Consider the following 16545-nt stretch of genomic DNA (forward strand, 5'->3'; position numbering starts at 1 on the left):
CATGACCAAGACAATTCTGACCTGCGCGGTAACCGGAAACATTACACGGCCCGACCAGACCCCCTATCTCCCTATCACCCCGGCGCAGATTGCGGATGATTGCATCGCTGCCTATCGCCAAGGAGCCGCGATTGTACACATTCATGTGCGCGATCCGGAAACGGGCGCGCCTTCCATGGCGGTGGGGCATTATCGCGAGACGGTGGAGCGCATCCGGGATGTGACTTCTGACCTGATCCTGAATCTGACCACAGGCCCCGGCCAGCGCTTCCTGCCCAGCGTAGAGGACCCGTCGGTTGCGGCGGAAGGCACCAATTTGCTGCCACCGGCAGAGCGCGTTCCGCATGTTCTGGCGCTGCAGCCAGAGGTGTGTACGCTTGACCTCAACACCATGGCGTCGGGCAATCAGGTGATTATCAATATCCCGCGAACGGTGGAGGAGATGGCGCGGCTGGTGCGCGATGTTGGCGTCAAGCCCGAGCTCGAACTGTTCAGTTCCGGCGACCTTGTGATGGCGCGCGATCTTATGCAACAGCTCGATTTTTCCGACCCGCTGATGGTCTCCTTTGTTATGGGCATCAAATATGGTTGGCCGCCCACTGTCGAGGCGTTGCAGCTTGCGCTCAGCCTGCTGCCAGAGGGGGCGATATGGACGGCATTCGGGGTCGGGCGCCACTCCTTCCCAATGGTGGCGCAGTCGGTGTTGCTTGGCGGCCATATTCGGGTCGGACTTGAGGATAATCTCTATCTCAGCAAAGGTGAACTGGCTGAGGGCAATGGACCCTTGTGCGAAAAAGCTGTGCGCATCGTGCGTGATCTTGGCGGTGAGATCGCCTCGCCCCAAGAAGCGCGGGCGCTTCTTGGATTAGGGTCATAATCTCATAGCTACACTCAGGCTTGCTCTTTAAACTCGGCTTGCGTCGCGACGCCAAAAAGCTCTTTGAGCATCTTGTCTTCAACGGCTCCCAGAGCCTCAAGCGCATTGGGAGGGCGGACCATGACGGTCAGCTCCTTTATCTTGCCATCATCCTCTATGGTAAAGATATCAAGCCCCTGCAGAGAGTACTTCCCGACATTACCGGTAAACTCCATAAACACCTCGGAGCCGGCAACCCAATGTCGCTCATAGGTGAAATTCTCAATCGCCTGCGGCACCATGCACAAGATGCCGATCATCCAGTTACGGTCGGTAATCGGGCTCCAGAAACGGGGCGTGAACAGTTTCACCTCGTCCGCCAGCATATCCTGAAAGGAGCCCGGATCCAGAAATGCCTTCGACTCGATCTTACTGCGCATTGAGGCAGCAAAATTCTCTCCGATTGCGTGATCCATCGCGATTCTCCTATTGTGACTATTCGGTCACATTTATCGGGTGAAATGCGTCGCCTGGCAATATAAAAATATAAGAAACTGTATTGCTTAGATATTTTTCTTGCATGAAGGGCGACAAAACTGTTTGATATGACCAATCAGTCATGTAATATCTTTGTCAAATAAATCCGGTGGGGGATGTGATAATATGCGAAAGATTTTATCGGGACTCTTTGGTACGTCGGTCTTGTGCACCGGCCTGATGGCGGCACCTGCACTTGCTCAGGATCAATCGGCGCAGGATCAGTCGACGGATGATCAATCGGACGATGACGAGTTTAATGATAACAATGTCATTACCGTAACCGCGACCAAGCGCGAGGGCTTCGTTCAGGATATCCCGTTCACCGTCCAGGCGGTGTCCGGCGCGGACGTTGAAGCATCGGGTGCCATCGACTTGTCGACTGTTGTCGAGCGATTTGCCGGCGTTGAACTGCGGACATCACAGCCGGGTATCGGCGCGATTGCCATTCGCGGTATTGCCGAGCTCAATACCTCCAACATTGCGGGTGGCACGGGCGCCGCTGTCGGCCTCTATGTCGATGAAGCGCCGTTCACCGTGGCGGGCCTGATGCCGCAGGCTGCGGTCTATGACCTTGAGCGCGTCGAGGTTCTCAAAGGACCGCAGGGTTCGCTCTTTGGTGAAGGTTCTCTGGGTGGCACAATCCGTCTGGTGACCAACAAGCCTGATTCGAACAGGTTTGAAGCAAGAGCAAATTATCAAATTGGCGCTGTCGAAGATGGCGGCACCAATCACCAGCTCACGGGCATGATCAATATTCCTCTGGTCGAGGACGTACTCGCCTTCCGCGCGGTCGGCTTCTATTATGACATGGCGGGCTGGATCGACCGGATCAACCCGGACGTGGCGGTGGGTTTCGGTCCCGGTGTGAACACCGCCAACCCTGCATTGCCGAATACAATCTCGACCTTCACGGAAGGTTCGATTGAGGAAGACCATAATGACAGCGAAAGCTATGGCGGCCGCTTCCAGTTGGAATTGACCCCGGGCGATGGCTGGCGCGTGAATGCCAGTGCGATGTTCATGGACGCAGAACGCGGCGGTCTGTCGCGCGGTACGCTTGATCGGGTCAGCACGGTTTCAACCGACTTTGAGGACACAGAAGACGAGCTGCAGCAATATGGCTTGGTGATTGAGAAGCAGTTTGATTTCGGTACATTCCTGTCATCGACCTCCTATTTTGATCGTGAGATCATCTATACTCAGGACCAGATCGGTCTGGTGGATGTCGCCAATGATCTGGTCTTCGGCATTTCCGCGGCTCTGTTGGGAGCGCCGGAATCTGTGTCGGGTCTCCGTGGTGACTTTGGCTCCGGAACAGAAGACTTTTCGCAAGAGTTGCGCTTCGTTTCCGACTTTGGCGGCGACTTCCAGCTGACCGCTGGTGCTTTCTATCGCCAACGTGACTTTACTTTTGATTTCACCACACCAACCGAGCCCCCGGCCTCTGCTGCGGTTTTGAATGCCGCCGTAGGCGCGCCGATCTTCACCGCACCGGGGCAGGGAGACACGCAGATCAATACGGTTGCCGAGACCGAACAATGGGCCATTTTTGGCGAGGCAACCTATGACATCACCCCGAGTTTGCATCTGTTGGTAGGTGGCCGCCTATTCAATGAAAGTCGGGAATCGTCCACCACCGCTTTCGGCGTCTTCATTGGTGCCATTCCGGCCCAGACCTTCACCACGGGTGCGGACGAGACACTGTTCACGCCGAGACTGTCGCTTAGCTATGACTTTGCGGAAAACATCACGGGATATGTGACCTACTCCGAAGGTTTCAGAAGCGGTGGCCAGAATGATCTGAACCCCTTTGTTCCGGCGATCGACCTGCAGGAATATGATTCAGAGCGCATCGCAACCTATGAAGCTGGCCTCAAGACGCGCTTCGATGACTCCGGGGTCACCTTGAACGTCGCCTTCTTCTATAATGACTGGTCCGACCTTCAGGTTGTCCTCGCCGAAGGCCCCGGCGGTGCCGGTGAAGTTCTGGGCAATGCGGGCAGCGCACGCAGCTATGGTGTCGATGCCGAGATAAACTGGCAAGTGACCGATGCCCTCAACATTGCGGCGACCGCGATGGTCATGGAAACCGGTATTCGCGACAGCGTATTGACCGTTCCCGATCCAACCGGAGTGGGGCCTGACATTCCTGTCCCTGTTGGCACAGACATTCCGCAGACCGCGGAGGAACAATTCTCGGTCGTGGCGAGCTACAATGAGCCGATCAGTAATGATCTTTCGCTTTTTGCACGCGGCGCCGTGAGCTATCTCAGCGGATCGGTCACCAACCTGACCGCTGTCACAGGCCAAACCATCCAGCCAGCAACGCAGCCCGGCTTCACCAAGGTCGATTTTCGCGTTGGTTTAGAGCATGATAACTGGTCGCTGGCCTTGTTTGCCGACAATCTCTTTGATGAGGACATTATTCTCGGGACGCGTCCGGGCGTGACCGCGCGCGACTTTGTGACCGGCGATCTGGCCTTTATTCAGGGTCCGCCGCGCGTTATCGGACTGGCTCTTGGTGTGAGATATTAAGGGCTGGTCTGGTGCTGAGGCCATGTTTTGGTTAGATGAGACCCCGTCTCATCGTCACAAGAGGTCTTTCGTGTCCACAAAAACGCAGTCAAAAAATGAAAATCTTGAATCTCATGATTTCGGTTCGTCTGCAATCCAGCCCATCAAGTTCGTATTCTATCTTGATGCACAATTAAGTGCTTTTGAAAACAAGCGCAGCGGATCGAAGACGCGATTGAAGCTTTTGGTGGCGACGGCGAAATTGATGGAGACCCGGGTCTTCTCCGAGATCAATGTTCAGGACATTTGTGATCAGGCGGAAGTTGCCAAGGGTACCTTCTACATTCAGTTCAAGACCAAAGAAGACATTATCCGGGCCCTGTTCGAGGAGTTTATCGCCTTCGAATATAATTCCATGCCCTATGTCGACCCGGAAACGGGCGCTTTCCGGTCCATGTGTCTCTTTGTCGGCTGGTATGAGCGGACATTTCGGATCAATGCCGGGCTGATGCGCAGCTTCGTGCGGCTGAGTGATCTGGATGAAGAGGTCGCGGCTTTGTGGACACAGCGCAACAACATGATCGTACAGCGCGGCATCTCCAACTATCTGCTGCAGACCCGATTTGAAAAAGACAGGAAGAAACTGGCTTTGCTGGCCATCCGCACCGTGGGCGGGATTATGGATTATACCCTGTTTGCCCGGCACGGCATTCATCAGGCCTCTGACTTCACAGCAGATTTCAGCGATGACGAGCTGATCCAGTTCCACTCGCTGTTAATGTACCGCTGCCTCTATGGCGAGGACCCGCCCAAAGAGGATCGCAGTTCTATGGTCGAGTATTTTATCGACCGCGCCCAGCCTGCAACGGCCTAGGGCAAGACCCCGGGAGACAAGCCACATGCAACAGGCCCATGCGCCGATCCTTTTTCTTGGTACAGGCATTATGGGCGCGCCGATGGTCCGGCGGCTTGAGGCCGCTGGCTATGATGTAGAGGTATGGAACCGGTCGGCCGACAAGGCTGAGGCGTTGGCGTCTGAAAATGTGGCCGCGATCAAGGATTTGATGGCGCTCGCTCCAGCGGTGCGTACCGTGATCCTGATGGTCAGCACCGGTGCGGTCGTCGATGAATTGCTGTTTGGGGAAGATGGGACTGGCGGTCTGCAAGGGATGCTTGCACCCGGTTCGACCGTTATTGTGATGAGCTCTATCCCGGTGCAATCATCCCGCGCCCAGGCCGAGAAGCTAAAGGCCCATGGTATTGCCTATCTTGATGCTCCTGTCTCGGGCGGCGAGAAAGGCGCGATTGAAGGCACGCTTTCTATCATGGTAGGCGGAGAAGGTACCCGCGTTGATGAATCGCGACCGGCGCTTGAGGCAATGGGGCGCGTCATTCACATAGGCCCCAATGGCTGTGGTCAGCTTGCCAAACTGGCCAACCAAACCATTGTCGGCATCACCATTGGCGCGGTGTCCGAGGCGCTTTTGCTTGCCAAGGCCGGAGGCGCTGATTTGGCCGCGGTTCGAGAGGCGCTGCTAGGCGGCTTTGCGCGGTCAGAGATCCTGTCGCAACATGGCCAGCGGATGATTGACGGTAACTTTACCCCCGGTGCCAAATCGGAAGTGCAGCTGAAAGATGCCAATACTGCACTCGGTCTCGCCGACGAGTTGGGCGTTGAGACGCCGCTTCTGACAGAAGTGGCTGCGCTCTACGCCGAGCTGTGTAAAAAAGGCGGAGCAAATCTCGACCACAGCGCCCTTTACAAACTGCTTGATGAGCGGTGATTATGACCTTCTGATCATAAATTGCGCCCCCAGAAACTAATTTCTTTCAATATATTATAGAGAATATCTGCTCGGTATTGGATTCAAGTCTTTACAACATGACCACTGGGTCATATTGTGAGGCGAGGAGAAGATAATGTCCGTTTATCCAGAGAATTACCTGAGCGGTAAATCCACCTTCATTGCGGGGGGAACCTCGGGGATTAACCTCGGCATCGCCAAGCTCTTTGCCCAACTGGGTGCGCATGTCTGCGTCATGAGCCGGTCACAGGACAAGGTGGACGCTGCTGTTGCCGAAATCGCAGCGCAGAATAGTGATATTAGCGTCAAGGGCTTTTCCGCCGACGTTCGGGACTATGACGCCGTCAGTGAGGCCCTGAAAGTCGGCGCGGAAGCGCATGGGGAATTCGACATCGTAATCTCCGGTGCGGCGGGTAATTTCATGGCCCCTGCATCGGCCATGTCGGCCAATGCCTTCAAGACGGTGATCGACATCGATCTGCTGGGAACCTTTAACGTGCTGCGCGCCGCTTTTGAGGTTTCGAAGCAGCCCGGTGCCTCCTTTATCAACATTTCGGCGCCGCAAGGGGCCCAGCCCTTTTTCGGCCAGGCGCATGTCTGCTCGGCAAAGGCCGGCATCGACATGCTGACCAAATGTCTTGCGTCTGAATGGGGCGTTTCGGGTGTGCGGGTCAACGCGATTGTCCCCGGTCCGATTGAAGGCACCGAGGGCATGGCGCGTCTGGCACCGACGCCAGAGGCGCGCAAATTCGTAGAAATGAGCGTGCCGATGCGGCGCTATGGCTCCACCGAAGAGATTGGCAATATGGCCGTATTTCTCGGCTCCGAAGCTGCGGCCTATGTCACTGGCTGCATCCATTATTGTGATGGCGGCCAGACCCTGTCCGGCGGCGGCGCTCTCAACCCGGCACTCCTCATGGAAATGACCAGCAAAAAATAACGTCCAAAGCGACAGATTAAGCGGAGAGGCTTACAATGCGGAAACAGAATAAAGTCATCATCACCAGCGCGACGACCGGCGCGATGCACATGCCGTTCATGTCGCCCTATCTGCCGATTACACCCGACCAGATTGTCGAAGACTCTGTCGGCGCGGCGGAAGCGGGCGCATCTATCGTCCACCTGCATGCGCGCGATGCGGAAACCGGCTGCCCGGTCACCGACCCGGAAGTCTACGGCCAATATCTGCCGCGCATCAAAGAGCGCTCGGATGTCATCATCAACCTGACTACGGGACAGCCTGGCATCCGCCGCAGCAAGGAGAGCGGCGAGCTCGAATTCAAATCGGAATGGAGCGAAGTGCTCGCTGAACGCATGGCGGCACCGATAGAGTTCGAGCCCGAAATCACCTCATTCAACATGGGGCCGATGAACGCCGCCAACTGGATCATGATGGGGCGCGCGGACCCGAGCAAGCTGCAGATGTGGGAGCAGATTTTTGTCACCGCAACCAAAGACCTGACCATGCAGAACACATGGGCCAGTATGGAGAAGTTTGCGGTTGAACTGGGCCAGAAGCGTGGCGTGGTTTTCGAATATGAATGCTTCGATATCGGCCATCTCTATGCGCTGAAAATGCTGCAGGATCTTGGCCTGGTGAAGCCGCCTTTCTTTATTCAGTCGGTCTTCGGTTTCCTTGGCGGGATTGCGTCTGATCCCAAGCATGTGTTGCACTTCCGTCAGACGGCAGACGATCTGTTCGGCGATGATTATTACTGGTCGGTGCTCGCGGCTGGCAAAGAGCAGATTCGCCTCACCAATATGGCCGCCATTATGGGCGGCAATGTCCGCGTCGGGCTGGAGGACAGCCTGTGGTACGGCAAGGGGCAGCTCGCCAAATCCAGCGCCGAGCAGGTGGGCCGTATCCGCCGCATTCTCGATGAGCTTGGCCTTGAGGTCGCAACGCCTGACGAAGCCCGGGAAATTCTGGGAACCAAGGGCAAAGACAACGTCAATTTTTAAAGGCTCGGACACGCGGAGGACGCCATGAAGATCGATAATTCAAGTGCTCTGTTTGAGCGGGCCAAGGCGGTGTTGCCGTCTGGCTATACCCGGCAGATGGTCGTCACCAAACCGCATCCGCTCTATGTCTCGCACGGGGAAGGGTGCTGGATCACCGATGTTGACGGCAACCGCCTGATTGACTGGGTGAACAATTTTTCGGCGCAGATTCATGGCCATGCCAAAGCCGAGATCGTTGAGGCGATTACTGAGCAGGCATCTTCGGTTCAGAGCACGACCATGCCGTCCGAGTGGGAGGTCAAGCTGGCCGAATTGCTGGTCGAGCGTATCCCCAGTGTCGACAAGGTCCGGTTCATGAACAGTGGAACCGAGGCCAATATCATCGCGGTCAAAGCGGCGCGCGCCTATACCGGCAAGTCGAAAATCGCCAAAATGGAAGGCGGCTATCACGGCCAATATGATCTGCTCGAAGCGAGCTATCAGCCCATGCCGGACGCCTGGGGCAATATTGGCGAGCCCAATTCGGTCGCCTATCATCCGGGCACACCGCAAAGCCTGCTCGATGAGGTGGTTTGCCTGCCGCTCAACAATATTGATGCGGCGCGCGCGATATTGCGAAGTCGCGCCTCCGAAATTGCGGCGGTCATCCTTGACCCCTGGCGTTTGCAGGTTGGCATGGTTGAACCGCAGCAGGACTTCCTTGAAATGCTACGCGAAGAGACGGAGAAGCTCGGCATTATCCTGATCTTTGACGAGGTCTGGTGCCTGCGCTTTGGCTATCATGGTTATCAGGGGGCCACCGGCATTACGCCTGATATGACCACCATGGGCAAGATCATCGGCGGCGGCCAGCCTATCGGTGCGCTGGGCGGCAAGGATGAGTTTATGAGCGTCTTCGCTCTGGGCGAGGATGGCGTGCCACTGATCAAGCATAGCGGGACATTTACCGCCAACCCCATGTCGCTCGCTGCGGGTTACACCGCGATGGAGTTGATGACGCGGGACGCTTTTGATGCGCTGGACAGCACCAATGACCGCTTGCGCGAGGGGCTTGAGGCCATACGCGTCGATTGCGAACTGCCTGGCGTTGTGCAGGGCAGCGGCTCTGTTTCGGCGCTGATCATGACCAATATCCCGATTACGGATTATCGCACATTGGCCTTTGCAGCAGCGTCCGGCCTGCTTGAGAAGCTGGGCGTGTTCGAAAAAGCGCTGTTGCAACAGGGCGTGATGACTTTGCGGGGCGGATTTGTCGGATCAACACCGATGACCAATGACGATATCGATTTCACGCTCAATGGCTATAGAAAGGCCATAGAAGCGGTCGACAAGACCCATCCTGGTCTGCTGCGCTCATAAGGGAGAGACATTATGAAGGACTTTATTCACCGTAAGCCCTTTGTCTTCTTCTACAGCGTTGCCTTCGGTCTCGCCTGCCTTGTCTGGGCCTATATTCTGGGGATGGAGATTCTGTATCAGAGCCTCAATGGCCCTGAGTTCAGCCTGTTCCAGACCTTTGGCACCACGCAGGCCGAAATCCGCGCGGCGTCCCCGGTGCTTCACCACCATAGCGACAGTATTATTCTCTATGTCGCGACCTATATTGCCATGCCAATTGCCTTTGCGGGCTTCTTTTTTCCTTATGCGCCCAGCGTCGCGGCAATGCTGACAACGGGTATCGGCTGGGGCAAGGACACTCTGTTCAAGCTGCTTGGCTGCTACAAGCCGATCCGCGGAAATCTGAGCATGCGCGAAGGGCTGAAGATATACCTCAGCCTTTACGCCCTGATCTGTCTTGCGGTCGTTATGATCATCCTCAAAGAGCAGTTCTTTGGCGATCCTGAGCGCATTTCCGGCTTCCTCAATCATCTGGGAGTGATTGACTGGCAGATTTTTCTCGGGGCCTGGTTCGTCGCTTCATTTTTCAACCAGGGGGCTTTGCTCGAGGAGCTGGGTTGGCGCGGCTTTGCCATGCCGCTGATGATCCGGAAAATGGGTTCGCCGCTTATTGGGGCGCTGATTGTGGGCGTGGCCTGGACGTTCTGGCATTTCCCGCGCGAAATTCCGCCACTGCTGGCGGGGCAGCAGACCCTTATGGGCGTGTTTGATTGGCATGTCTGGTTCATTCTGTCTTGCTGCAGCGCCAGTATCGTCATGACCTATTTCTGCAACATCACCGGGGGCAGCGTTATTCCGGCGATTATCATTCATGGCATGCTGAATTTTGTCGGTGGCATGTTCAGCACCGAGACGGTGGGCGCGCGCTCTGCCTTTACCGGTGAATCACCTATCATGTGGTTCATCTGCGCCCTTATTGTGCTGGCCATCGCCGGACGGGATCTGGGGTGGAAACGCCGCCTTGAACTGCATGGAGGGGACGAGAATGACCCATCCTATGCCTGGAGTCGGCCGCCAAATGAAGCGGCTGCTATGCCAAACAGTGCGAAGGTGCCGGCATGAAACTCTCCACCAGCATCACGCTGATGTTTCGCGAATTTGAGCCGCTTGAGCGGATCGAACAGGCGGCAAAGGCTGGCTTTCAAGGGGTGGAAATTCAGGTGCTGGAAGCGGACCCGCAGGCCATGGCCGAGGCGGCGAAGCAGCATGGTGTTAAAGTGGCGCTGCTGAACGTCGGTATGGGTGATTTTCTCGGCGGCGGTCCCGGTCTTTCCGGCGTGCCCGGTCGCGAGGAGGAATTCCGCCAAGCATTTGATATTGCGCTTGCGGCAGCGCGGACTCTGGATTGTGCGCATATTCATATCGGACCCAGCTGTGTGCCCGAAGATACCGAGCGGGATGCCTGTCTCGAGGCCTTGGCCAGCAACATTCGCTATGCGCTGGGTAAGGCTCAACAGCACGGCATTGAACTGCTGATCGAACCGGTGAATCGTCCGGAGCGGGCTACCGTCTTGCTTGGCACCACATCCGAAATTGTCGACTTCCTCGAAAGTCGGAGCATACAGGGTGTGTCGGTGCTTTACGATATCTTCCATTCGGTCATGAGTGATGAGGACCCGCTGCAGATATTGGCGTCCTACAAGCAGCATATTGCACATATTCAGTTCTCTGACGTTCCGGGGCGGACGCCGCCGGGCAAAGGGACGATCGCATTTGAGGCCATATGGAGCAGTCTGGAAGCGCAGGGATATGATGGGTGGCTTGGAGCGGAATATTTCGCCATGGCGGATACGCCGGATACTCTCGATTGGATGCAAGATTTTGCCTGAGCCCGCACATAATGACAATCCGGCCGTCTCTCCGCTAAAAGCTGAGCTGCTGGAACTGGCTCAGTCTCTGCTGGGCGAGAATGAAGCGGGGCCGATTCACAGCGCTGTGTTTCGCATTGAAAGCGAAAAGGCGGGCTTATGTGTTGAAGGCGCGGTCGGAACGGCGCGCCCGGATTTGCCAGATGCGATTGCGCCGCAAATGGCGTTTCATACGGCAAGTATTGCCAAGGTTCTGACGGCCGTTTCCATTTTGCAGCTGTTAGAGCAAGGCCATATTGGCCCGGATGGTCTTGATACCCGCCTCGCGGATACGGGTGTGTTCGATCCGGATATTATGGCGCGGGTCCTTCTGAAAGATGGCCTATCGCTGGGTGAGACGATTACCATCAATCATCTGCTCAGACATATGTCCGGCATGCGCGATGCGATGGTGGATGATGCCACACTGTGCTCGGCGGACGCTGGCGGACCGGCCCCCAACTCTTTGATCGGTCGCATCTTTGCAGAGCCGACACGCGCCAAACTGTTCTGGAACCCCTGGGACCCGACGCTGCCCAACATCGCGGACGCTGGTACCTTCAACTATTATCTCAACAATGATGGGGTTGCCGCCGCGGCGCTCAGCGAACCGGGGACGCAATTTCATTATTCGGATACCGGCTATGTCATCCTCGGCCTGCTGGTTGAGCATCTGTCCGGCGTTGCCCTGGATGAGTATTTTCGTGAACAGATTTATGTTCCTCTGGGCATGCAGTCGAGCTATCTCGCCTATCGCGATGATCCGATATTGGGGCCGGAACGGCAACCGGAACTGGAGACATGGGCAGGCGAGATTCCCTGTCTGGCGGCCGGTTTTGATCTCTCATTTGACTGGGGCGGCGGTGGATTGGTCTCGACGACAGCCGATCTGATCAGGCTGCTGCGTGGCATTGTGACCGGGCAATGCTTCAGCAAGCCCGAGACAGCCAAGATGATGATGGAGTGGCAGTCGCCGGAAGGATTGAAAGCGCCGCGCCGCGCCGTTGGCCGCGGCCTGTTCCAGATTGAGGGCGGTTCCGATCATCTTCTCGGGCATAGCGGCGCCTGGGGCGGCAAGCTGTTTTTCGACCCTCAGACAGAGGTTTATTTCGCCGGTTCGGTTAACCAGTCAGGTGCGCCGGCGGACTGGTTTTATCCGTTGATCGACCGGGTGAACGCCCATGTAAAGCGAGGGTGAACATCATGCGCCGTCTGGATGATCCCTATTTTGATATCCTGCCCGAAACCCAATCGGGAATGCTTGATGTCGGTGACGGGCATGAAATCTACTGGGAGGAAGCGGGCAACCCGGACGGTATTCCGGTGATCCTCATCCATGGCGGTCCCGGGGGACGGACACAGCCGGGCTTCAGGCGATCGCTCGACTCCAATATCTGGAGGGTCATCCAGTTTGATCAGCGTGGTTGCGGCCGCTCGACACCTGAGGGGCTGATCGAGGCCAATTCACTGCAGCATACCATTGCGGACATGGAAGCGCTGCGAGAGCATCTGGAGATTGACCGCTGGGTTGTTGCCGGTGGCTCATGGGGGAGTACCGTGACGCTCGCCTATGGCATCGCGCACCCCGGCAATTGTCTGGCGCTGACGCTGATTTCCATGTGGCTGTGCCGGGACGAGGATATCCATTGGTGGTTTCAGGGCGTGCGCTACCTGTTCCCGGAGCTGTGGCATGAATTTGCCCGCCATGTACCAGAAGCCGAACGGAGCGACCTCAGAACCGCCTATTGCGCCCGGATACTGGATGGCGAGCAGGAGATTGCCGACGAATTTGCGACCCGCCTCTATCAATATGAGGAAGGCTTTATGCGCTTCGCCGCGCCGGTGGTGCCGCTGGACCTCTCCCGCGGGCCGAAATATGGGCGCATCTTCGCCCATTATGCGCGCAACAAATTCTTTGTCGCTGGTGACGAATTGCTCGACGGTGCCTCGGCCATAGCGCATCTGCCGGTGAAAATTATCACCGGGCGCTATGATTGCTGCACCACGCCGTCCAACGCCTTTGATCTGTCGCAGCGTCTGCCAGAGGCAGATATCACCCTGGTAGCCGGGGCCGGACACTATCCGACAGAAGAACGGATGTCGCTGGTTTGCCTTGAAAAGACGTCAGAGCTTGCCGACGAACTGCAAGCGTCAGGATGGCGCGCATGACGTCTGTAGATCGCAGCGAGAAAGTTCCGTTATTACAGGCGCTGGCCTATGCGCTGCCGGGCCTTCCGATCGCATGGCTCATCCCGCCTATCTATGCCATTTTGGGCGACTTTTACCTGCGGCATACAGCGGCGACAGCGGCAGGCATTGGCACAGCGATGGTTGTCTCAAAGATCGTCGATGCGGTGACCGACCCGCCTGTCGGCTATCTTTCCGATCATACCAAGGGCCGCATGGGAGCGCGCAAGCCATGGATCATTGCCGGGACATTCCTGTCCATGGTGACATTCTGGTTTCTGTTCAATCCCGGCGAAGCGGCGGGCGATGGCCATTTCCTGATCGGTATCATCCTCTATTACATCTCCTATACCTTGATCAAAATTCCCTACCGCTCATGGTTGGGGGAGATCACCAAGAGTTACAGCGAACGCTCGCGACTTTGGGGCTATGTCACCATCGGCCTGTTGCTCGGCGGCGTTATTATCATGACTATGCCGGTGGTGCTGTCGCTGCCAGGCATTGCCTTATTCGACAGTGCCGAATTTGATCGCGATATGATGTCCTTTATCGGTTGGGTTGGAGTGTTTCTGATGCCGATATGCATCTTGCCTGCACTGCTGCTCGTGCCTGCGGGCAAGCCCAATCCGGGCGCACCGCCGAAAATAAAGGACTTCTTTGCGCCGCTCTTTGTTTCACGTCCCTATCAGATGTTCATGGTGGGCTATGGGCTGAGCGCGCTGGGCTTTGGCATCATGTACTCTACCATCATCGTCGCCCTAAGCAGCTATTTCGGGATCGCCGACCGGGTTCCCTTGTTCCTGCTGTTCATGATCGCGGTACAGGTCATCAGTATCCCCTTTTGGGAGCGTGCCGCCGCGCGCTATTCCAAGCATCAGATATGGTCGACGGCGTGGCTGATCCACGGGCTGATCGGGCCGATTTTTTTGTTCATCGAGCCCGATCCGTCGAGCTTCTGGATTTTGGTTGTCTTTGGCGGGCTGACCAGCATCTTGCAGGCACCGCATATGCTGGTTCCGGTGTCGATCATGAATGACATTGTCGACTATGACACATGGAAGAGCGGGCTGAGCCGTGGCGGCAGCTTTATGGCGCTCTACACCTTTGTCGACAAAGTGTTGCACGCTGTGGGTTTCGGCATTGGCTATTATATCATTGCGGCCTTTGGTTATGACCCCAAGGCCGGTGAAAACGGCTTCTGGCAGATTGCAGGCCTGATGCTCGCGGTCTCGATCGTGCCCAGCATCTGCTTCCTGGCCGCCTCATTCTTCCTGCGCCGCTTTCCGATTACGCCTCAGCGTCACAAGGCCATTCTCTCCCGGCTGGATCGCAGAATAGGCGGGCTGACGGCACCGGGATCGCTGAGACCGTCTGCATGACCAAGTTTGACATCATTACGGAAGGTCTCCGCTTCCCTGAGGGACCGGTCGCACTTGCCGATGGTTCATGGCTGGTGGTGGAAATTGCAGGGCAGGCGCTAACGCATATTGCATCGGATGGCACCAAGACCGTCATCGCCCAGCTTGAAGGCGGGCCCAATGGCGCCGCTATGGGGCCGGATGGCTGGGTCTATATCTGCAATAGCGGCGGCTGGATCTATGCCGAGAATGACGATGGCATGTATCCGATTGGCCAATCGGAGCGCAGCGGCTGGATCGAGCGCGTCAACCTGAAAACCGGGCAAGTTGAACATCTCTATGCAGGTACATCGGAAAAAACCCTAAACTCTCCCAATGATCTGGTCTTTGATGACCATGGCGGTTTCTGGTTCACCGATTTGGGAAAACGCCGGGCAGACACGCGAGACGTTGGTGCCGTCTATTATGCCAAGGCTGATGGCAGCCATATCGAATGCGCTATCCCGCTATTATACGAGCCCAATGGGATAGGCCTGTCGCCTGATGGCGATAGGCTCTACGTCGCCGAAACGCCGACGCGGCGTGTCCTCGCTTTTGACATTATTGCTCCGGGCAAGGCCAAGTTCGCGCCCTGGCCTGCGCCGAGTGGTGGCCAGTTGGTAAGAGCCCTGCCGGGCCTGAACAATCTCGACAGCCTCGCCGTCGACAGTGCAGGTCATATATGCGTGGCGGCGCTGGGCGAGGGCGGGATCTGGGATATCAGTCCCGACGGTGCGACCGCTGATAAAACGCTTTTGCCGGACCGGTTTTCGACCAATATCTGCTTCGGCGGCAGCGATGGTACAACCGCCTTCGCCACCCTGTCGATGAGCGGTCTTCTGGTCAGCTTTCCGTGGCGCAGGCCGGGTCTGAAGCCGCGCCATCAAGGAGATCTCTGGTGAGTAAAGCGGCAGAGCTAGAGGATTTTGCGCTTTATGGCGGCCCTGTCAAAGCCGAGGTTATTCTCGACGGCAAAGAGGTCGTGAATTACGGCGGTTGCTCCTATCTCGGACTGACCGGTCATCCTGTTGCTGAAGCCGCTGCCACCAAGGCGCTTGAGCAATATGGCTTGGCCGCCAGCATCGCCAGAGCCTATGGTGTCGCCAATCCGGTGCTGCTTGAGCTGGAACAGGTCGCAGCGCGGTTCTTTGGCACCGAGGCCGCCTTTTGTGCCGCAGCGGGCTATTTGGCTTCACCTTTGGCGATCAGCGCCCTTACCGACACGAATACGCGTCTCTATGTTGATCAGGTCTGCCACCATAGCCTCGTCTTCGGTGCGCAGGCGACAGGTCAGCCGATAGAGCGTTACACTCATAATCTTGGCTGGGACGATCCCGAAGCGCTCCGCGATTTTGTGCTGCAAACCCTGCGTCCCGGCGAAAAGCCGCTCTTCGCCATGGACGGCATAACCGGGTTGCTGGGCGACATATCCCCGGTGCCGGAGTTCGTCCGGCTTGCCGATGAATTTGATGGCATTGTCTATGTTGATGACGCCCATGCGGTTGGTGTCCTGGGCGACAATGGCAGAGGCACCGCAGAATATTTTGGCATAGACAGCGACCGGGTATGTTTCGGCGCAACCTTTTCCAAGGCGCTGGGCGGGCTTGGTGGCGTGATCTTCGGCCCGGAACATTTTGTCGCGCGCGCGCGTAGCTCGGCGATGGCGAGGGGCTCCAATCTGGGCTCCATTCCCCATGCGGCGGCGGCGATCGCGCTGATGGAGCATCTGATGGCGGATAAGGCACCGATCCAGAAACTGCATCGCAACATCCGGGTATTCAAGACTCTTTTGCAGGAATTGGGCGTGTCGCTGCCAGCCTTCCCGACTTCAATCAGTTCCTTTGCCTTTGGCAGTTATGACGACCATGCCGCGATGCAGCGCAATCTTTTGCAAGACCATGGCATCTTTCTGTGCCATTCAAACTATACCGGTGCCGGGCCGGAAGGGTTGATCAGGATCGCTGTTTTTGCCGATCATTCGGATGACCATCTTGATCACCTTATCCGCGCTCTGACACCCTATCTATCAAAGTGAGCTC

The 16545-nt window shown here is 56.8% G+C and carries 15 protein-coding genes; 14 read left to right on the plus strand and 1 reads right to left on the minus strand.

What is annotated here, in order from left to right:
* Window position 1 precedes the first annotated feature (1 nt).
* Window positions 2–877, plus strand: a complete 876-nt coding sequence (locus tag RB602_RS01900) for a beta-keto acid cleavage family enzyme (protein ID WP_317082448.1) — start codon at window positions 2–4, stop codon at window positions 875–877.
* Between the two features lie 14 nt (window positions 878–891).
* On the opposite strand, the gene RB602_RS01905 is transcribed toward RB602_RS01900, so the two are convergent.
* Window positions 892–1332 carry a nuclear transport factor 2-like protein gene (locus tag RB602_RS01905; protein ID WP_317082450.1) on the minus strand — a complete coding sequence of 147 codons (441 nt, stop codon included), beginning with the start codon at window positions 1330–1332 and terminating at the stop codon, window positions 892–894.
* 187 nt (window positions 1333–1519) lie between these two features.
* Here RB602_RS01905 and RB602_RS01910 point away from each other — a divergent pair, with 187 nt between their 5' ends.
* From RB602_RS01910 to RB602_RS01970, 13 genes are all read left to right on the plus strand, one after another.
* Window positions 1520–3931, plus strand: coding sequence for a TonB-dependent receptor (locus RB602_RS01910; protein ID WP_317082452.1), 2412 nt, complete (start codon window positions 1520–1522; stop codon window positions 3929–3931).
* Between the two features lie 226 nt (window positions 3932–4157).
* Window positions 4158–4784: a TetR/AcrR family transcriptional regulator gene (locus tag RB602_RS01915; RefSeq protein WP_317082454.1), complete on the plus strand. Its 627-nt coding sequence runs from the start codon at window positions 4158–4160 to the stop codon at window positions 4782–4784.
* Window positions 4785–4809: 25 nt separating this feature from the next.
* Window positions 4810–5694: an NAD(P)-dependent oxidoreductase gene (locus RB602_RS01920; protein WP_317082456.1), complete on the plus strand. Its 885-nt coding sequence runs from the start codon at window positions 4810–4812 to the stop codon at window positions 5692–5694.
* A 136-nt stretch (window positions 5695–5830) separates the two neighbouring features.
* Entirely contained in the window at window positions 5831–6655 is an 825-nt protein-coding gene (locus RB602_RS01925; RefSeq protein ID WP_317082458.1) for an SDR family oxidoreductase, read from the plus strand.
* A gap of 35 nt (window positions 6656–6690) precedes the next feature.
* Complete coding sequence (locus RB602_RS01930; protein ID WP_317082460.1) at window positions 6691–7677, plus strand: beta-keto acid cleavage family enzyme; 987 nt, start codon at window positions 6691–6693, stop codon at window positions 7675–7677.
* Between the two features lie 24 nt (window positions 7678–7701).
* Complete coding sequence (locus RB602_RS01935) at window positions 7702–9036, plus strand: aspartate aminotransferase family protein (RefSeq protein ID WP_317082462.1); 1335 nt, start codon at window positions 7702–7704, stop codon at window positions 9034–9036.
* A 12-nt stretch (window positions 9037–9048) separates the two neighbouring features.
* Complete coding sequence (locus tag RB602_RS01940) at window positions 9049–10137, plus strand: CPBP family intramembrane glutamic endopeptidase (RefSeq protein WP_317082464.1); 1089 nt, start codon at window positions 9049–9051, stop codon at window positions 10135–10137.
* Entirely contained in the window at window positions 10134–10904 is a 771-nt protein-coding gene (locus RB602_RS01945) for a hydroxypyruvate isomerase family protein (RefSeq protein WP_317082466.1), read from the plus strand. Before RB602_RS01940 ends, RB602_RS01945 begins: the two co-directional genes overlap by 4 nt.
* Window positions 10897–12120: a serine hydrolase domain-containing protein gene (locus RB602_RS01950; RefSeq protein WP_317082468.1), complete on the plus strand. Its 1224-nt coding sequence runs from the start codon at window positions 10897–10899 to the stop codon at window positions 12118–12120. The genes RB602_RS01945 and RB602_RS01950 overlap by 8 nt, the downstream gene beginning before the upstream one ends.
* A gap of 5 nt (window positions 12121–12125) precedes the next feature.
* Window positions 12126–13091 carry an alpha/beta fold hydrolase gene (locus tag RB602_RS01955; protein ID WP_317082470.1) on the plus strand — a complete coding sequence of 322 codons (966 nt, stop codon included), beginning with the start codon at window positions 12126–12128 and terminating at the stop codon, window positions 13089–13091.
* Entirely contained in the window at window positions 13088–14488 is a 1401-nt protein-coding gene (locus RB602_RS01960; protein ID WP_317082472.1) for an MFS transporter, read from the plus strand. Before RB602_RS01955 ends, RB602_RS01960 begins: the two co-directional genes overlap by 4 nt.
* Entirely contained in the window at window positions 14485–15408 is a 924-nt protein-coding gene (locus RB602_RS01965) for an SMP-30/gluconolactonase/LRE family protein (protein ID WP_317082474.1), read from the plus strand. Before RB602_RS01960 ends, RB602_RS01965 begins: the two co-directional genes overlap by 4 nt.
* The gene (locus RB602_RS01970; RefSeq protein WP_317082477.1) at window positions 15405–16541 is read left to right on the plus strand and encodes an aminotransferase class I/II-fold pyridoxal phosphate-dependent enzyme; all 1137 of its coding nucleotides are present in this window, start codon (window positions 15405–15407) and stop codon (window positions 16539–16541) included. Before RB602_RS01965 ends, RB602_RS01970 begins: the two co-directional genes overlap by 4 nt.
* Window positions 16542–16545: the final 4 nt, after the last annotated feature.

The sequence above is a fragment of the Parasphingorhabdus sp. SCSIO 66989 genome, assembly GCF_032852305.1.
In the GTDB taxonomy this organism is placed as follows: Bacteria; Pseudomonadota; Alphaproteobacteria; order Sphingomonadales; family Sphingomonadaceae; genus Alterisphingorhabdus; species Alterisphingorhabdus coralli.